Below are 18,361 nucleotides of genomic sequence, written 5' to 3'. Positions count from 1 at the left end.
AAACTCTCTTTAAGGCTTGCTAGCGCCTGCAATATCAATTACCTGCTGCTCAAGCGAACGATAGAAGCCCATTAAAAATAATGCTTCAGCAAGTACAAATAGTGGCCCAATAATTAAGCCTACAATGTCATCAACAAATGCTGGTTTTTTACCTTCATAGTAGTGCCCTATAAATTGCAGCACCCAACCCACTACAAATAAACCAATACTAATAACGAGCCAACCCTTAAGGCTTAGCTGTGCAATCACAATAGCGCCCAAACTAAGCAGCACAAGAATAACCGCCATAATAAGCCCCAGTGACACACTGAGCATTAAGTAATAGACCACGCTTGCGAAAACTACGATTTGCGCGGTATTTATTAAATAGCCAGCAACGGAAAACTCAATACGCGCACATAAACATAAGACAGCAAAGACAATTAATGGAATACCAAAAAAATGTGTAAAGACATTGCGCTTAGAGCGATGATAAAGGGCATATTGACCTAGTTGTTGCTGAAGTGTTTTCATGAGTTACTCTTTTAATTGCAAGAATAAATTCACTGTAGCAAATAGCACCAGGCAAAAATGTCGGCTACCCGACAGTTAGCTATACTAAAATAAATTTAAACAAATGCACTGATAATTTTACCTTTTTCATGTTCAGGTTTTTGCTCTAGTCGCTCTCGTCCCTTTTGATACTCTTGCTCAAGCATACTTTGCAGCTCTTGCATTTTTGCTTGTAACGTCTCAATATCAGCACCTTGTTGTTGCATTTGCTCTGCTAGCTCTTCAATTTGGGCCTTTATTTCATCTATTTTTTCTTTATCAACACCTAAGCGTTGATAAACAAGGGCTTCTTTGGCTTCTTCTAAAAAGCTTTTATCATGAGTTGGCTGTTTTAACTGAGTGGCAAAATCTTGCTGGCCAGGTTTTGCCACATCTTTTATTTGATCTACAGGCTTCACGGGCAAGCTTACTTTAGGTGTAGAAGGCGCACTGTATGGCTCTAAGCGATATTGGTTGTTAAACGTAAGTGATGACATTACTTAAGCTTCCTGCTTTATTTGACTGTATGCATAAATAAAGCAATTATGACGCCAAGTTTCCTTTATAGGGGCGGGTTCAGGTTATCTCCTAATGCAGACTTGTCTAAGATCTCAATACGTTGGTAATACAAAGCAATCAAACCTTGTTTACTCAAGGCCTGAAGGATCTGATTAATTGTTTGCCGTGTTAAATAAGTTATATCTGCCAACTGTTGTTGCGATAGATAAACATTCGAGCTGTTAGAGTCGAATGCTGTTAACATCAACAGATATTTACTAACCTTTTGCTGCGCCGATAACAGTGCTTGATCTTCCAAAGACGAAAATAACAATCGTACTTTTTGCGACAATAAAACGCCAAAATCCTGCCAATAGGTAGGGTGCTCACTCAACAACTTACTTAATGCGCGCTCACTTACATGCACAAGCCTAAGTGTCGTTTGGGCATATACATCATGAGTACGGCTACCACCATCAAACAATGCGACTTCGCCAAACCAAACAGCTTGAGGAATAAAACTTAAGACAGCTTCCTTGCCCTGAGCGTTAATACCACTGACTCTTGCTACACCACTGATAACACAATACACACCGCAGTTATTGTCACCGCGTAAAAATAAAGATTCTCCAGAGTTTAGTTCAACTATTTTAGCGTGACTAAGTAAGTCATGCTGCAAGCAGTTACCACAACTGTTAAACCAATTTCCTTGGTTAATTATCGCACGGTCCTGTTCATTGAGCATGGTTTACTCTACATTGATATTAATACACTAATAATAAAAGGGATCAGCATGTTACACAAAGTTATTTATAGCAGCCTAATACTAGGCACTCTAGCAACGCCCTGTTTTGCCAGTGACATCAATACAGAGCTTAAAAAAGCAAATACCAGCGTAAGTGAAAAAGTGATTACGTGGCGTCGGCATTTGCACCAGCACCCAGAGCTCAGTAACCGAGAATTTGAAACGGCTAAATATGTTACAAAGCATTTAAAATCCCTTGGACTTGAAGTACAAACAGGTATTGCCCATACCGGCGTAGTAGCTAAATTGAAAGGCGGCAAAAAAGGGCCACTTGTTGCACTGCGTGCTGATATGGATGCCTTACCTGTTACTGAGCAAGTCGATTTACCTTTTGCCTCAACACAAACATCAACCTATCGTGGTAACGAAGTGGGCGTAATGCATGCCTGTGGCCATGATAACCACGTTGCAATACTCATGGCTGTAGCCGAGTCTTTAGTCAAAATTAAAGATGAATTAGCGGGCGAGGTGCTTTTTGTATTTCAACCTGCCGAAGAGGGTGCGCCAGAAGGTGAAGAAGGCGGCGCAGAGTTGATGCTCAAAGAAGGTCTATTTAAACAAAAACCTGATGCTGTATTTGGATTACATGTGACCAGCTCGTTAAATACAGGCCAAATTGGTTTTCGTGAGGGCCCATTAATGGCCAGTGAAGATTCATTCACTATTAACGTTCAAGGGCGCCAAACGCATGGTTCACGCCCTTGGAACGGTGTAGACCCAATAGTTGCTTCATCACAAATCATCATGGCCACGCAAACCATTTCATCACGCCAAGTTGATGTAACTAAAGCCCCTTCAGTAATCTCTTTTGGTGCAATTAATGGCGGTGTTCGCTCTAATATTATTCCTGATAGCGTAGAGCTCATTGGCACAATACGCACCTTTGACCAAACAATGCGAGCCGACATAAAAGAGAGATTAGTTAAAACAGCCGAAATGGTTGCACAGTCAGGGGGAGCCAAAGCCGATGTGCATATTGATCACGGCTACCCTGTTACTGTAAACGACATTGCATTAACTCAAAAAATGGCCCCAACACTCGCTAAGGTGGCTGGAGCTGACAACATAATCACTACTGACTTAATCACTGGCGCAGAAGATTTTAGCTACTACGCTCTTGAAGTACCTGGTTTATTTTACTTTTTAGGCGTAACACCACAAGGTCAAGACGCAAAAACAGCACCGAGTAATCATTCGCCACAGTTTTTTGCCGACGAAAAAGCACTGCAGCTAGGAATCGATTCTATGACTCAGTTAGTTGTTGATTACCTACAGTAACTATTAGTTTAATACCATCGCAGTAGCTTTGTGAAATACGACTACTGCTATTCAGCATAAATAAATACTCCATGAGCTAAGCTTTTTCGCGAATACAAAACGAGGAAAGGATACCAAGTGACAGCAGAATATTTTAATTTTCTAAGTTTAATAGGCGTCGCCTTTTTTGCTATTTCTGGCGCGTTACTTGGGCACGATAAAGACATAGGTGGCTTTGGCGTAGTTGTTGTCGGCACTGTCACAGCCTTGGGCGGCGGTACATTACGTGATGTACTGCTTGATCAACCCATATTTTGGATTGCAGAACCCAATTATTTATATGCCACTTATGGCTCTATATTTATAGCCGTTATGTTTATTCGCTACCTACCTGATGTGTCGAACTATTATATGTTATTGGTTGATGCCGTTGGCATGGCTATTTTTAATATAGTCGGCATTGAAAAAGCCCTTATAGAAGGCACCACCATGATAGTCGCGATCACCATGGGCATGACCACAGGTATTTTTGGTGGCTTAATGCGCGATGTAATATGCCGTGAAGTGCCACTTGTGATGCGCGACGAACTTTATTCTACCACCTGCTTTTGTGGTGGTCTTACCTACGCTGCACTGTTTTTACTCGAAGTAAACTACATATGGTGTATTATTGGCTCGCTCTTTGTCACCGTTTTTTTAAGGCTCAGCGCCCTACATTGGGGCTGGCAACCGAATATATTTAGAAAAAGAACGGTGAGGAAATAGGTTCTAGGTTCTAGGTTCTAGGTTCTAGGTTCTAGGTTCTAGGTTCTAGGTTCTAGGTTCTAGGTTCTAGGTTCTATCGTGAATCATGATGCGAGAAAAGCAATACGCGTATATTTATTCTTGAGGCCATGGTTATGTAGAATGGCTTTTAGTTGATGCACTAAAAACTATTAATGGCTAGTGAAACAATTAGCAAATTAAATCTGTTAGCCTTTGTTCTTAGATTTTATAAGAAACTTTACTGCTCCAAAGTAAACAAATGGTGCCATTACATATAAAACTAACAGTGAATCAAAAACTAAGAGCCAGGTTAAGATAACTGATTTGTCTTTTGAGTCACATAGCTCTCGAAATAAAATGCTAAAGCAATCGCCATCAATTGAAGTCAGAATATATACTGCGATGCACAGTAGAACCAAAGCTATAAATACCCTTTTGAGCATTTCATTTCGGAGCTTTTTATTGGGTTTAACTTTCAAACATTTCTCCAAAAAACCTTACTCAACTGAAAATATAAGTATGCTGAGTACTGTAGCTTCTAATGACTTACTAACTTAACCCTCGCTAACTCGCAAACTGAAACAATCACAGCTAAAGCAAGTTCCCACATAATAAACTTAACACCGCGCTAGTCTCTAACCTCGCTAACTTAACCCTCGCTAACTCAACCTAGCCAACCTCTCATACAACCCTGATGCGCGGCTGACTGATTTACTCATGGCCATGAGTAATACTTTTTTGTCGGCCACCAGCTCAAATGTATGTTTTGCACGGGTGATACCGGTGTAGACCAATTGGCGATTTATACCTGCCGTTGCTTGGTTTGCAGGGGGTAAAACCATGGCGGTGTAGGCAAATTCTGAGCCTTGTGATTTATGTATGGTCATTACATACACTTTGTCATGGGCTGGGAGTCGTGCGGGTGAAAATGCCCGTTCATTGCCCTGCTCGTCTATAAATACCGCTTTTAGCTGCGCGTTTTCATCGTGCAGTAAAATACCAATATCGCCGTTAAACAGTTTTAATTGGTAGTCGTTTTGCGCAATCATAATAGGTAAACCTAAATAATGGCGGTTATTTGCATGGGTATTGATTAAACCAAGGTTATGTAATTGCTTTTCAATGCGAAGGTTTAAGCTGTTTACGCCATAATCACCTTCACGCACGGCGGCGAGTAATTGGTATTGAGTAAATGCTTGATGAATGTCTGCACTCGGCGCTCCTTGTTTAATGAGGTTTAAATACTCACTGTAATGACTAGCAGCGCTTTGCACCAGTTTTTCAATTGGCTTAGTGACAATATCGTAATCTAAAATAACGTCGTTAAATTTACCTGAATAGATTTCCTGCTCAACATAATTGAGCTTACCGCTATTGTTAGTGTTAACCGCAAAAGCCAGCTCGCCAATGCCGCTTTTAGCATCAAAACGATAACTATGTTGTAAAAACGCAATGCAATCGGCCAATGCAAATGAGCTTTGTTGTGGTTGAAGCTTTTGCTCGCCTTTAAAACACAGCTCATTAAGCTCAGTGCAGCGCGTACCAGAATAACTCGGCGTTTGCCCAAGAGATAATCCTTGGCATAAGTCGCTCATTACACTGCCCGTATCTACCGACGCTAATTGGTCTTTATCGCCGAGCAATATTAACCTTGCGCGAGCGGGTAATGCCTCGATTAGTTTAGCCATCAGTGATAAATCAACCATCGACGCTTCATCAATGATCAATACATCAACGTGCAATGGGTTACTGCTGTTATGTTTGAACTTATTGGTAAAGGGTTTAACTCCAAGCAAACGGTGAATAGTTTGCGCCGTTTGCGGAATATTTGGCTCAACATGATTTGGTATCAGCGCTTTTAATTGCTGCTTAGCCCCTAAAATAGATTCACTTAACCGCGCGGCAGCTTTACCTGTTGGGGCCACCAGCTTTATGCTTAACGGCGCACTTTGGTACAGTGATTGTAATATGGCTAATAGCTTAGTTACTGTGGTAGTTTTACCAGTACCGGGGCCGCCAGTGATAACACTAAAGCCTTTTGTGGCCGCCATAGCGCAGGCTACTTTTTGCCAATCGAGCCCTTCTTGGGGGGCTTTATCTTCGGGGAAATAGTCATTGAGCAACTTAACAAGCGCTGCTTCGTCTATTTTAATTTCACGCTTACTCATAGCTAATAAGCGTGAAGCGAGCGTTTGTTCATATCCTGCAAGGCGGGCAAAGTAGAGCCTAGTACCAAATAAACACAATGGTTGTTGCTCACCCACACTTGGGTGCGACTCTAAACAGCGAACCGCTTGCTGAATATCAAACGCATCACTAAATGGGCTAACTGTATCGGGTGTTGAACCTTGCGCTTTATTAAAGTCAGACTTTCGTAAGTTAAATGGATTTTGCCAATTTACATCATCTAGATTTAAACAGCTGTGCTGGCTTTGCCCTGCTAAGCACAGCAGTAAAATTAAATTAAATACATCACTATTATCAGCACCGCTTGCTACATGCTCGGTTAAAAGCTCAGCGAGTTTTACATCAACTACTCGCATGCGCCCTTCACTTACTAAATAGTCAATTAACGGCACAGTAACTACTGTGCTATCAGGCTCCGCAGCTAATAATGGTAAATCATTTATTGCATCGACTTCGCTCATGATGCTTCTCCTTTTTTAATCGCGGGTTGAGTAAATAAGCCATCTAAAATAGCCACTTGCTCAGTGGTGAGTTTATTAAAGAAGATACCTTTACCTTCACCCATCCCCCGTAAAAAGGTGTAATACACGCCGCCTAAGTGCTGCTCTGGGCTGTAGTTTGCAATGCGCTGTTTTAACAAACGGTGCAACGCTACTGTGTAAATTAAATACTGCAAGTGGTATTGATGGCTGCTCATGGCTTGCTCAAGAGAGTCTTGCTCGTAGTCGCTTGGCATGTTCCCTAAGTAATTCGATTTATAGTCCAAAATATAATACTGCCCTTCAAAGCAAAATATTAAATCGACAAAGCCTTTTAATAAGCCTTTAACATTCAAAAACTCTAGGTTGCTTTGGTTAAAACCAAAATGCTTTATAAGCACTGCATTGAGCTGTTTGGCGTTTAGGCTCTCTAGGGGTAAATTAAATTCCATTTCCACTAAGCAATCACTCGGTGGCAGTACACTTAAGCTTAGCCCTTCGTTATTAAGTGGGCATTGTAGGGCGCTGAGTATCCACTGCTCCGTGGTTTCTTGCCAACTGCTATCGATGTGATATTTGTTTAAACTTTTTTCTACTACACACGCGAGATTTTGTTCATCGTTGCTTGGGTGTGTTATGGGGCTGGTAAAATCAATTTGCTCAAAAATTTCATGTAAGCAGCTACCTGGTTTTGCGCCTTTAGGGAAACTGTATGGCGATTTAACGTCTTCTTGCTCTGCAGCAAATTCGTCTTTTTCGTGATCTTCGTCACTGCGTCCAGGTTGAATATAATCAGTGTGTTTTTTAAAGCTCAAGGCACTAAAGCTAGTGGCACGCCAATCTTTTTCAATGTCTACGGTCACATTATTAACGTTGAGATTGTGCTTTGAGCTTTGCGTTGATGCCAATTGCAACGTGCCCTGCTCTAGCAACTGTTCACTGGTAAATTCTGTGTATTGCATCGCTTGGTTTTCATCGCAGAATGCTTTTAGATGATTTCGCCACACTTCGCTACTGGTAATATCAAGCCCTGCAAATAAAACATGACCCAATGAGCTACTTTGTATAGCAAGTCGCTTGCTTTGCCCTTGCCCTAAGTTATAAATGCCAATGGCGCAAAAATGAATGGCTCGCGTGAGTGCCACGTAGAGTAAGCGTAAATCTTCTGCTAGGCGTTCTTGCTCAGCTTTTTGCAGTGCATCGTCGGCTTTACTTAAATCGTAAATAAGTTGCCCATCTTTATGATACAAAGCCTCTTTAGTTTCACGGTAACCACTGGCAAATGGCATAAACACCAGCGGGAACTCAAGCCCTTTTGATGCATGCATGGTCACAATACGCACTAGGTTTGCGTCACTTTCAAGGCGAACTTGTACCGCCTCACCATCTTGTTGGCTCACCTTTTGCGCAAACCAACGCAATAGCCTTAATGTACCTTCAAGCTCAATTTGCTTTTGTTGCAGTATTTCACTTAAATGGCGGTAATCGGTGAGCCAGCGTTCTACGTTATAGCCTAAACCTTGCCATTTCGCGCTTAGTTGATTGTGGCTTAACAGGTGCTCTAGCATCGCCATGGCGCCTTGTTTATGCCACATTGCAGTTAAGGAGGAAAAAAAGTTAAGGTACGATTGCCACTTTTCTTCATCGTCAGCCAGCGCATAAATCTCGTTATAACTTAAACAAAACAGCGGTCCTGCCAATACACCGCGCAGTAATGATTCATTATATTGGCCATGCAATGCGGTTAAAAAGTTAAGTAAATGATGACTAAGCTCTTGGCTAAATACACTATCGCGAGATAAATACACACTGGCAATTTTCGCGTCGCTCAGTGCTTTTTTAATGATTTGAGCTTCTAATCGGTCGCGTACCAAAATACAAATATCAGCAGCGGTTACCGGTGTTTCACCAATGCATGCACGCCCTTCTTGTGCTTGGTTGAGTAAGGTGACAACTTTGTTAGCAAAATGACTTGCTAAATGATGCTGCCCAACGCCTTTGTTGGTGGGTTTTTTACTGTCATCGGCAGCTGTGTCGTTGAATACACAAAACTCAAAAGCCTTGGCGGGTTTACCATCGATTAAAAATGATTCATCGGTCTTTTTACCTTTGGCTGCAACCGGATTAAATGGAATGGCCTCATTATAAATAAAGCTGTTATCGTGCTTGGCAAATAGCTTATTTACACTGCTTACCACATCACTACTTGAGCGAAAGTTAGTGCCTAATGTGAATTGTTGTTCCTGCGTAACTGCATGCTTTGCGCCAATATAGGTGAAAATATCTGCGCCCCTAAAGCCATAAATCGCTTGTTTAGGGTCGCCAATCATCGCAAGTGTAGTATTTTCTTGGCCATAAATTTTACTAAAAATACCGTATTGAATGGGGTCGGTATCTTGGAATTCATCAATCATCGCCACTGGGAATAACTGGGCTATTTTTTGCGAAAGCGTATTTCCTTGCTCACTGTTAAGTGCACTGTGTAAATTACTTAATAGATCATCAGGGGTGATCACACTTTGCTCTGTTTTACGTTTAACAATGGCTGTTTTAACCCAGCTTGCAGCGTGTTGAACAATGGCTATACCAAGACCTTTGTTAATGGTACTACTGAGCTTTGCAAGCTCATCAAATTGGGGCAGTAATTCATGGCTAAATAAAGGCTGATTCTTTTTATAGTTACCCGGGTCACTTAAGTTTTCAGTGCTCCAAACTTCAAACGAATACTTATTAGTGCCAAATTTAAAAAATAGCTCATCACCACGGCAAAAATCCTCAAGCGCTTGTAAGCTGCCTTTGCGCGCCGGCGTTTTAGAGCCACTAAGCCCTGATGCTTTTACCGCTGCAATAAACTCGCTATTTAAACACGCTTGTTTAAAAGTGGGTATTTTAGCTAAGTACTCTTCACGTGCTTGCCATACATCATCAAGTTTGATCGTAGGAGTAATGAGTGCATTGCCTTTGTTAAGCAAGCTCGATACCTGACTAAACAATGATTCAGGTGCTGGGAAGATATCTAAAATAGCATCAGTTTTTTCTTTATTTAGTGGGTATACAAAAGTACGCCAAAAATCTTTAATGGTCTCAAGAAGAATTTCGCGCTCGTCGAGTATAAATTCTAAATTAAACGCCACGCCAGATTCAAACGCATGTTGTTTGAGCATGCGCTGACAAAAACCATGAATGGTAAAAATGGCCGCTTCATCCATCGATTTTGCCGCGGCATCGAGTAAATCAAAAGCACGGTGTTTATCTTCGATGCTTGCAATGATCTCGCTTACCAACTCATCTTTAGTTTTTAAGCCAAGTAAGGCATCGCGCGCGGCAATTATACGAGCGCGTACTCGGTCTTTAATTTCTTGCGTGGCGGCTTCGGTAAAGGTTACAACCAAAATTTGTTCCACGCTTAGTGGCTTATTTACCTCACAATGCGGATCATCCGTTATTTGCATGCCGAGTAAGTAGCGTAAATACAAACCAGTAATCGTATAAGTTTTACCTGTGCCAGCACTGGCCTCAATTAAACTTTGCCCTGTAAGTGGCATTGTAAGTGGCTTAAGCGCTTGCATAATCGCTCTCCTTAGCGTTATCAATTAATGGCGTTAGGAGTGTATTGCTCCACTTCGTAAATTCTTCTTGGCAATCTAATAGAGATTGCGTAGTTAAACGAATATAAGGGTTTTCTCCCTCGCCGCGGCCAATGTATTGTGGGCTAAATTTAGCAATCGCTTTATTAATATCGCCCTCGGATTTTACGTATTCATAACTACTGGCCGGAAAAAACGCCACTGGCGATTGCCTGAGTGCCGCGTATAAACCAAACCACTGGTTTAATTGTTGCTGTGCGTACTTTGCACTTAATGGCGCAAAAGCGATTTGTTTATCTAAACCTAAAATCAAGGTTTCCACAGGATGGCCCATCACTTGAGCCGTTAAATGATAAATAAAGCCTTTAATTAGGTCTTTGGCTTTAATACTGGCACTTCTGTAGAACACTTGTTTTTGTAAGTAAATATGATTGAGCCACCCTTCAAGCTGGCTGCTTTGGTTATTGCCATCAGCATCTTCACAGTTAAGTGTTAAAGACACTTCAACAGGCTCATTTTTGCCATTAGCAATATGTGCTTTTACTTGCCCTGCAAGCGCGTCAACACGGTGCTCCATACTTTCAAAAATCAAGTCACCCACATTAGCTTGGGGTAGTTCCCCTCGTTGCAGTATTTGTTCACGGCTCAGGGGTCTATCAAAAATGGCCGCTTCAAGTATTTCATCTAAGTAAAAATAACGTTTCAGCGCATCAACACTAAACGGCTCTTCATCTTTGGCCACATCGTTAAACTCAGGTAAGCGTAGACCCAACGTTTGCTGATAAAAGCTTTCATGGGGGTTGCATACACTGCGAATAAACACATCAAGGTCAAGGCTCTCAGGCATTGTCACATCAAGTTTACTAAGTGGCTCAGGAGTTATGGCCTCAGCCGGCAACCATACTGGGTTATAACTATGCTCATCAAACGCTAATTGCGCAGATGATTCCTCGCTTGGCATATAATAGTGGCGATTAAATGGCTGTAGACGCTGCGCTTTTACTAAACAATCTGGCAAGGTTTGCTCGCTTTGCTCAATTAAGGTAAAGCTTCGACCAATGTATTCTAATAACTCACTCACCAGCGTGGATGGCATGCGTGGTTGGTTGTCAAAACACGAACGACCAATGTAACTCATATATAAATTATCGCGGGCACTGAGGAGCGCTTCTAAAAATAGATAACGGTCATCAAGTTTTCGTGATCGGTCACCTTTTTGCTTTTTAGAGTACGGCACTAAATCAAAACCAATGGGTTGTACAGTACGTGGATAGTCGGCATCATTTAGCCCTAGCATACACACAACTTTAAATGGTACGGCGCGCATCGGCATCAGAGTACAAAAGTTAACTTGGCCGACTAAAAATCGCTGGCCAACGCCTTTTTCTTGAATGCCTTGTTTGATTAAATAGCTGACAATACGCTGCGACACCGCTTGAGTGCAATCACCGTTTTCATGATGTTTTTTCAGCTCATCGAGCACTTTTTTAAGTACTAAAAGATCCCAGATATCATCGCTTTCACTTTCATAAATGGCTTCAAGCAGCTCATCTAAAATATCGGCTTTATTAATAAGGGTGTCATCTGGGCTTAAGCGCTCTTTAAATGTTTGCAGTACATCAATAAAATGCACCAATTTATTAAGTGTATCGAGTGCCATACCTTCGACTTCATCGGCGCTGTAAATACCCTCAAATGGGATTTGCTCATCGCGCTGTGCTATACCGAGCAGTAAACGGTTCAAGCCATGTTGCCAAGTGTTTAAATCTATTGCCGGTAAATCAAAGCTACTTTTATGCTCGGCGTTAATGCCCCACTTTACCCCTACTCGCTCAAGCCAGTATTGAATTTGTTCATACTCGTGGGGCTCTAAACTAAACTTTTCGGCAATTTGTGTTACTTGCAGTAAGTCTAAAATGTCAGACACGCCAAAACGCGAAAACGGTAAGTTGGCTAGACTTGCAAACGAGCTCAGTACGGGTTTTTCTTGCTCTATGGCTAAATCGGCTAACGCATACGGAATATGGCGCTTGCCATGAGCACCACCAAATACCGCCTCGATATACGGGCTATAGGTGCCTACATCGGGCATCATAACAATGATGTCTTTTGGTGTAAGTGCTGGGTTTTGATGAAACAAGTTAAGCAAATAATCGTGCAGGCGTTCAACTTCACGAAGCGGCGTATAACAATCACTTACTATAATACTTGTGTCAGTTTCGCTTATTGGCAGTTTGCCTTCGTCATTGATAAACCACTCTTTATCTAGCGTTAGTGATTCACCTTTAAATGCTAGTTGGTATATTTCACTTTGAATTTTACCCAATAGTGAGTCCGCGAAGTCATTTTTGAAACCATCATCAATCCAGTTAGCATCGAGTTGTACTAATTGCTCAAAGTAATCGCGGCCTAATTTACCCCACGATGACAGCAGCGGATTACCAATAAAGTAATATTCATCATCTGGTTTACTAAGTGTATGCTCTACAGCATCAATTAACGGGGTTTTGGCGTATTTAGCAGTAATTTTAGCTGCGGTTTTTTCATCAACCACATCACCCCAATAGTGTTCACTTGGGTTAAAAAAGAATAAAAACACCTGTGTTTTTTTACTTAATGCGTCAAAAATTTCCAGTTGAGAGCTGGCTATGGCCGATATACCAAATAGGCTAATGCGTTTTGGCAATAAACTCTCGTCCATAGTCTCAAGTGCTGCCAGTAATTTGCCTTGCATATTGGCACGATGAAACTGGCTTTGCCCAAGCTCAACACTTAAAGCAACTATGCGCCGCCATAAATCGGGTTGCCAGGGGGAAATACTAATGTCAACATCATCAAGGGCATCTTGGCCGCTATCCCACGTTGCAATCCAGTGTGGGCGATACATTAAATATTGGTCGTACACGTCGGCTATTTTTTCACACAGAGCAAAGGTTTTTTGCCCGTCTAAATCACCTTCTAAGTAGGTTTTAAGGGGTAAATATAATGGTTCTTCAATGCAATCAGGTAAAATCGTAAATATTTTCCATGCAAGGTTTGGTTTATTAAACGCAGACTCTTTGGGTACGTTTGGTAATAACTGCTGATAAAGCTGCCAAATAAAACTCGAAGGTAGTGGAAAATCTACCTGCGCTGCAATACCGAGCTGTTCACTTAAACCTATTTTTAACCACTGCGACATACCCGGCGACTGCACCAGTACCACTTCTTTTTCAAATGGGTTGGTGAGCGGGTCAACAGTTAACAGCTTATGGAACTGCGCTTGTAGGGTTTCCATTCGGTTAGATTGAATAATATTGAGCATTGCGACACTGTCCTTGCATGAGATAAAAACAGTGTAAGATATTTTCTATTACAGGGGTAGCCATTAACGGTTAATGGCGTCAATAAATCAGGCGGTTAGCTTTAAAGTTAATCGCACAGAGTAACATTTACTCTGTGCATGTGAATTTCTAGTTATATGGGCTAATGCTCGATAAACTAAATTGGCTTTGCATGATCACTTTGCCATCAATTCCTTTGAGCTGTAATGAAATAGCTGGATCTGTATGTTGCCAATCAATACTTAAATCACCGTAGTTAACTTGATGAGTAAAATCGCCAACACGGTGCTTATTTGGGCTAACATCTTTCCATTTTTCAGTTAGGCCAGAGCTTGTCATTTCAACCAATGAATAGTTAAGGTTTTTACTGTATTTTGATATTTCACCCCAATGCGTATCACCACTGACGATAATAACCCCATTTACTTTATGCTTTTTTATCAGTGAAAATAAACGATTACGGTCTTCGGGGAAGTTTGCCCATGATTCCCAGCCAGTAAACTCTGGTAATAACTGTAAACTTGAAGCAATAAGTTTAATAGCAGCAGGCTTTTGTAGCTCTTGCTCAAGCCAGAGCCACTGCGTCTCACCAAGCATTGATGCACCCTTTATCTGTGTTGGACTATACGGACCTTGATTATTCGCTTTGCGCTGAGTGTAGTACTGCGTTTCACTCACGTGATTAAGTGCGTCACGATTCCAGCGTAAATCAGGCATGATCACCCTCACTGTTTGATCTCCCTCACCATACATGTACGAGGTATATATACCATCAGGGCGTGTGCGGCGTATGGAATTTTTTGGTTCGCCAAAAAAGTCGAGCATGATTTGCCGTGATTGCTCTTTGTGTGGGTACTCTTTCCCTGCATCGTTTTGGCCAAAATCATGATCGTCCCACATGGCAATAATCGGCGTGTTCGCTTTTAACGTTTTAAACCCTGCCTTTGCCCCCAGCTTTTGGTATTTATTAGCCAATATGGTCATATCATTGGTATCACCATAAATGTTATCGCCTAAAAAGATAAACAAATCGGCATTTTCGTTATTGATTGCATCAAATATTGGAATGGCTTTATCTTGGTGGCCACATGAGCCAAACAGAATTTTATCCGGTGCAGGTGCAGCTAAAGTACTAAAGCTGAAAAATACACATGTTATGAGGGCTGATTTAAGTCGTTTCATTTTAAAACCTCGTTAATCGCAGGTGCTATATTTGGGTTAAGTTTCTGTGGGTTTTGCCCTAGCACTTTTAATACAGTGGCTGCAACTTGTGCTTGTTTAAATTCTTGCTCAGTTTTCACTAAACCAGTTGGTTTAATAGCCGGTCCCATTGCAGCCAGCCATATATGTTCAGAGCCAACAATCCCATTAGGAAACGCTTTACGGCCTTGCTCTGATTGAGCCAGCGCACACTTTGAGCTATGGTGCTGCCAGTCATTAGCATGACTGCCACGGCCATGATCTGTAGTAACAATCAAGGTAGTGTTATTTTTATAGCCATCGGTTGTTTGTAGCGTTTGCCATAAGTCTTTAATAAACGCATCGCTTTGTTTAGCCGAGTTTAAATAGTGATCGTAATCACCATCATGGGCAAAATCATCAGTTTCACCCAGGCTTATTACCAGTAGCTTAGGCTTTTTAGCCAGTAAATAGGCTTTAGCAAAGCGATAGGTAAAACTGTCTAAACGCACATTATGCCAAGGACTGGGGATCTCATTTTGCATGGCATTGAGTAACTGCGCATCATCTGATAATTCATCGTCGATAGGCATAAAACCCGCGTTTACGTAAACACCACTGCGTTTATCGTTAACAATAAACGGGAATACATCCCAACTGCCAAATAATGCGGTTTTATTTTTATATTCGTCCTGTTGTTGTAACAACTCTAAAATGGTTTTATTTGGATTATAGTTTTTATCGTTACTATTAATGTTTTCATCAACAGTACCGGTTAAAATTTCGTTATACCCCGGGTATGAAAAATACCATGGATTACTCACCGACATACGCGAACCATTTTCTCTATCGCCTATAATTAAGCCGCCTTCTGCCATTGTTTGAGTAATAAATGGCATTAATAATTGCTGGCGTTGTTTAGGGTCGCTATGCCAAAAGTCCCTGTTTAATTGTGCTTTATTTTTTACAAAATCCACGTTGTTTATTAATGCTTTGTCAGCGCCAGTAAACACTTCTTGCCAACGTACACCATCAAGTGTTACTAACACGACATTTTGAGTGGCACTCACCAAGGTGCAGGTAATCGTGAGAAGTCCTAATATTGTTATTTTTATAAATTTGTTCATTGAGTTACCCTTTAAAGCAAAAAGCCCATCACTGATGGGCTTATAAATTAATGCAACTACTTAAAAGTTAGCAGTAAATGTGAGTGCAGCCGTACGCGGTGCACCTATAAAGTAGGTAGAACCATTCCCAGTCCCGCCACTTAGGTATTGCTTGTCTGTCACATTGGTTACTGCAAAAGCAATATCAATTGAGGTAAATGCACCTGCATTTATTTCTGCGTAGTAGCCTGCGTTAAAGTCAATCACGGTGTAGCTATCGACTTCGTTCCGCGCGCGTGTTTGTTCATCGGTCCACGCACCTAAACGTTCACCAGTGTACTTAGCTGATATTCCAAAGCGAAAATCTCCACTGTAGTAATCAGTAGAAAGTACAAACATGTCACTCGGTGAGTCTATGACATCATCGCCCGATCTAAAGCTTGGGCCTGCACCATCAATCAATTTGCCATTAGCGTATGAACTTGGGTCATCAGATGCATATTCAGAACTATTATTGGTATACGAGGTATAAACATTCCACTCATCGGTTAGCATATAGCTTGCAGATAATTCAAAGCCTTGAGATTCAATACCGCCTACATTGATGTATGAGCCATTAGTACCAATGGTGTAATCAATACCACTGGTATCACTTCCTGGAGCAATAAAAGTTATACGGTTTTCAAATTCAATTGAATAAGCGGTTGCAGTTAAGCTTAAACGGTCAGCTTGGTAACGTACACCAAAATCAATATTCTCAGCGGTTTCTGGCTCTATATCTGTCAGTGCTGAACTATCACGCTCTAAAACCCCATCTTTAATGGCAGCAAAGTTTTCACTGTAGCTGGTAAACAACTCAGTGCTGCTATTGAGTTGATAAAGTACACCGGCACTAAATAATACGTCTGAATCACTATTGATTTTATCAGAAGTGATATCGTTAAAGTGGTCGTATTTTTGTAACTCAACTAAGTACTGCTTAGCACCGAGGTTTAAAGTGAAATCCCCTAATGCCATTGAGTCTTGGATGTACCATTTGAACGTATCTGTATCAAAGGTATTTTTATATTGCGTCCAATATGGTGTGCTATCAAAATGATGGTATACACGAGCATCAATTACTTTGTGCCAATCACGGGATTCATCACGCTCTGATTGCTCATACCAAATACCCGCTTCAATATCATGCATACCAAGTGTTACGCTATAGTCTGCAGTTAAACCCAAGCGGTTTTTATTATAATGGGTATGCCGATACGACATAACCGGTGTGGCTGAATCATCATAACAAGCAGGGTTTAAACCTGGGCCTGAAGCCCAAGGCCAACTTAGACTCTCGGTACAATTTGCATCAGGTGCGAGTGGGTTACCATCACTGTCTGCAAAACCATATGAACCTGCATTTGTGCCGCCTTCAGTTGTTGGGTTTCCTTCATTATCAACAGGAGAAGTTAAATAAGGTGGGATCCAGTCGCCTCGACCTGAGTTTTTATGGTAATACGGGCTAATAGTTAATAATGAAGATGGCGTAATCGCGTATTCAAACTTTACATACCCTAACGTATTTTCGCGCAGTGTACCCCAGCCTTCTGCAAACATTTGGTCAAAATGTGGGGTGCCCGTCCAATTCCACGTAAGTTGATCCCAATCAGGCGTTTGTGCAAATTGTTCAAGGCTAACACTGTTGTAGTTAGTTTCGCTGACATCATCATACGATAAACGACCAGTAACTGTTAACGCCTCAAAGTTAGATACAAACTTAGCTTCAGCGTGTTGGTTGTCTTTACCGCCATTACTGCCATCGCCAATCCAACGGCTGGTGTCTGTTTGTGAATAACTCACATACGCTTGGGTGTTATCAAAAATAGTACCGGTTTCATGCTTAAAGTAATAACGTGTGGCATCATGGTCGCCGTTGGTATAAGCAAATGTAGTACTTTTATCAAGGCTTGGATCTTTACTCACAAAGTTAAATGTACCGCCAAGTGCTTCAAGCGATGCAGATGCGATATCAGAGGTTCCTTGACCTACTTCTACAGTTGCAAGGTTTTCACTGTCTAAGTATCGATTCGCTTTAGCGCCACCGCCATAATTCGAGCCTCCATTTGGAATACCATCAACAGTCATACCCAGCTGTTGTTGATTACCATCAATACTAAAGCCTCGCATTGTAATGGTGGTCGACCAATCATCACCGCCAAAGGCATCACCTTCGTTTATACTAATGCCGGGTAAGTTATCAATAACAGCTAATACACTTGATACAGAACTTTGCTGTTCAAGCATTGAAGGCTCGATAACGTTATTAGCATAACTAGTTGGTTTAGCTACTACTGTAACTTCTTCTATTTCGGTGGCATTGGCAAAGCTATTTGAAGAAAAAGCCAAAGCAATAGCTAAGCTCAAAGTGGTTTTCTTATTGAAAGCGCGCATTGTTGTCCCATTTACAATTGTTGTTTTAAATTCGGGCAAAGTATGGCGACTTTAAATGACAGAAAAATTAGTTTTTACTTACCATACAGTTACAAAGGTATGTATTTTTTGTGGCTAGTAATAAGAAGATATAAGAAAAATAAACTAAATACTGCTCCATATTTAGTTAAATCGAATTGAATTTTAACTAAGCGCACGGCTTTATTCATGC

General features: G+C 41.3%; 11 protein-coding genes. 2 read left to right on the top strand and 9 right to left on the bottom strand.

Going from position 1 to position 18,361, the window contains the following annotated elements:
- Positions 1–9 precede the first annotated feature (9 nt).
- The 3 genes from QMA12_RS03050 to QMA12_RS03040 all read right to left on the bottom strand — a co-directional run bounded on the left by QMA12_RS03050 (position 10) and on the right by QMA12_RS03040 (position 1,774).
- A complete protein-coding gene (locus QMA12_RS03050; protein WP_087532303.1) occupies positions 10–513 on the bottom strand; it encodes an Mpo1-like protein in 504 nt (167 codons plus the stop codon).
- Positions 514–608: 95 nt separating this feature from the next.
- Complete coding sequence (locus QMA12_RS03045) at positions 609–1,028, bottom strand: hypothetical protein (RefSeq protein ID WP_087532304.1); 420 nt, start codon at positions 1,026–1,028, stop codon at positions 609–611.
- A 65-nt stretch (positions 1,029–1,093) separates the two neighbouring features.
- A complete protein-coding gene (locus tag QMA12_RS03040) occupies positions 1,094–1,774 on the bottom strand; it encodes a Crp/Fnr family transcriptional regulator (RefSeq protein ID WP_290208549.1) in 681 nt (226 codons plus the stop codon).
- A 48-nt stretch (positions 1,775–1,822) separates the two neighbouring features.
- Between QMA12_RS03040 and QMA12_RS03035 the strand changes: the two genes are divergently transcribed.
- Together QMA12_RS03035 and QMA12_RS03030 are read left to right on the top strand one after the other, a co-directional pair.
- Positions 1,823–3,112, top strand: a complete 1,290-nt coding sequence (locus QMA12_RS03035) for an amidohydrolase (RefSeq protein ID WP_290208550.1) — start codon at positions 1,823–1,825, stop codon at positions 3,110–3,112.
- A 117-nt stretch (positions 3,113–3,229) separates the two neighbouring features.
- Positions 3,230–3,856, top strand: coding sequence for a trimeric intracellular cation channel family protein (locus QMA12_RS03030; protein WP_290208551.1), 627 nt, complete (start codon positions 3,230–3,232; stop codon positions 3,854–3,856).
- Positions 3,857–4,515: 659 nt separating this feature from the next.
- Here the strand turns inward: QMA12_RS03030 and recD are convergent.
- The 6 genes from recD to QMA12_RS03000 form a co-directional block, all read right to left on the bottom strand.
- Positions 4,516–6,504 (bottom strand): exodeoxyribonuclease V subunit alpha, encoded by a 1,989-nt coding sequence (gene recD / locus QMA12_RS03025; RefSeq protein ID WP_290208552.1) that lies wholly within the window; start codon positions 6,502–6,504, stop codon positions 4,516–4,518.
- The gene (gene recB, locus QMA12_RS03020) at positions 6,501–10,091 is read right to left on the bottom strand and encodes an exodeoxyribonuclease V subunit beta (RefSeq protein ID WP_290208553.1); all 3,591 of its coding nucleotides are present in this window, start codon (positions 10,089–10,091) and stop codon (positions 6,501–6,503) included. The genes recD and recB overlap by 4 nt, the downstream gene beginning before the upstream one ends.
- Entirely contained in the window at positions 10,078–13,413 is a 3,336-nt protein-coding gene (recC, locus tag QMA12_RS03015; protein WP_290208554.1) for an exodeoxyribonuclease V subunit gamma, read from the bottom strand. The genes recB and recC overlap by 14 nt, the downstream gene beginning before the upstream one ends.
- A 148-nt stretch (positions 13,414–13,561) precedes the next feature.
- A complete protein-coding gene (locus tag QMA12_RS03010) occupies positions 13,562–14,614 on the bottom strand; it encodes an alkaline phosphatase D family protein (RefSeq protein WP_290208555.1) in 1,053 nt (350 codons plus the stop codon).
- The gene (locus QMA12_RS03005; protein ID WP_290208557.1) at positions 14,611–15,738 is read right to left on the bottom strand and encodes an alkaline phosphatase family protein; all 1,128 of its coding nucleotides are present in this window, start codon (positions 15,736–15,738) and stop codon (positions 14,611–14,613) included. Before QMA12_RS03005 ends, QMA12_RS03010 begins: the two co-directional genes overlap by 4 nt.
- A gap of 60 nt (positions 15,739–15,798) precedes the next feature.
- Entirely contained in the window at positions 15,799–18,150 is a 2,352-nt protein-coding gene (locus QMA12_RS03000; RefSeq protein WP_290208558.1) for a TonB-dependent receptor, read from the bottom strand.
- Between the last annotated feature and the right edge of the window lie 211 nt (positions 18,151–18,361).

It is taken from the genome of Pseudoalteromonas sp. APC 3893 (assembly GCF_030408095.1).
GTDB lineage: Bacteria > Pseudomonadota > Gammaproteobacteria > Enterobacterales > Alteromonadaceae > Pseudoalteromonas.
Note: the sequence above shows the minus strand (reverse complement) of the source record. Positions and strands in the feature narration are given on the sequence as shown.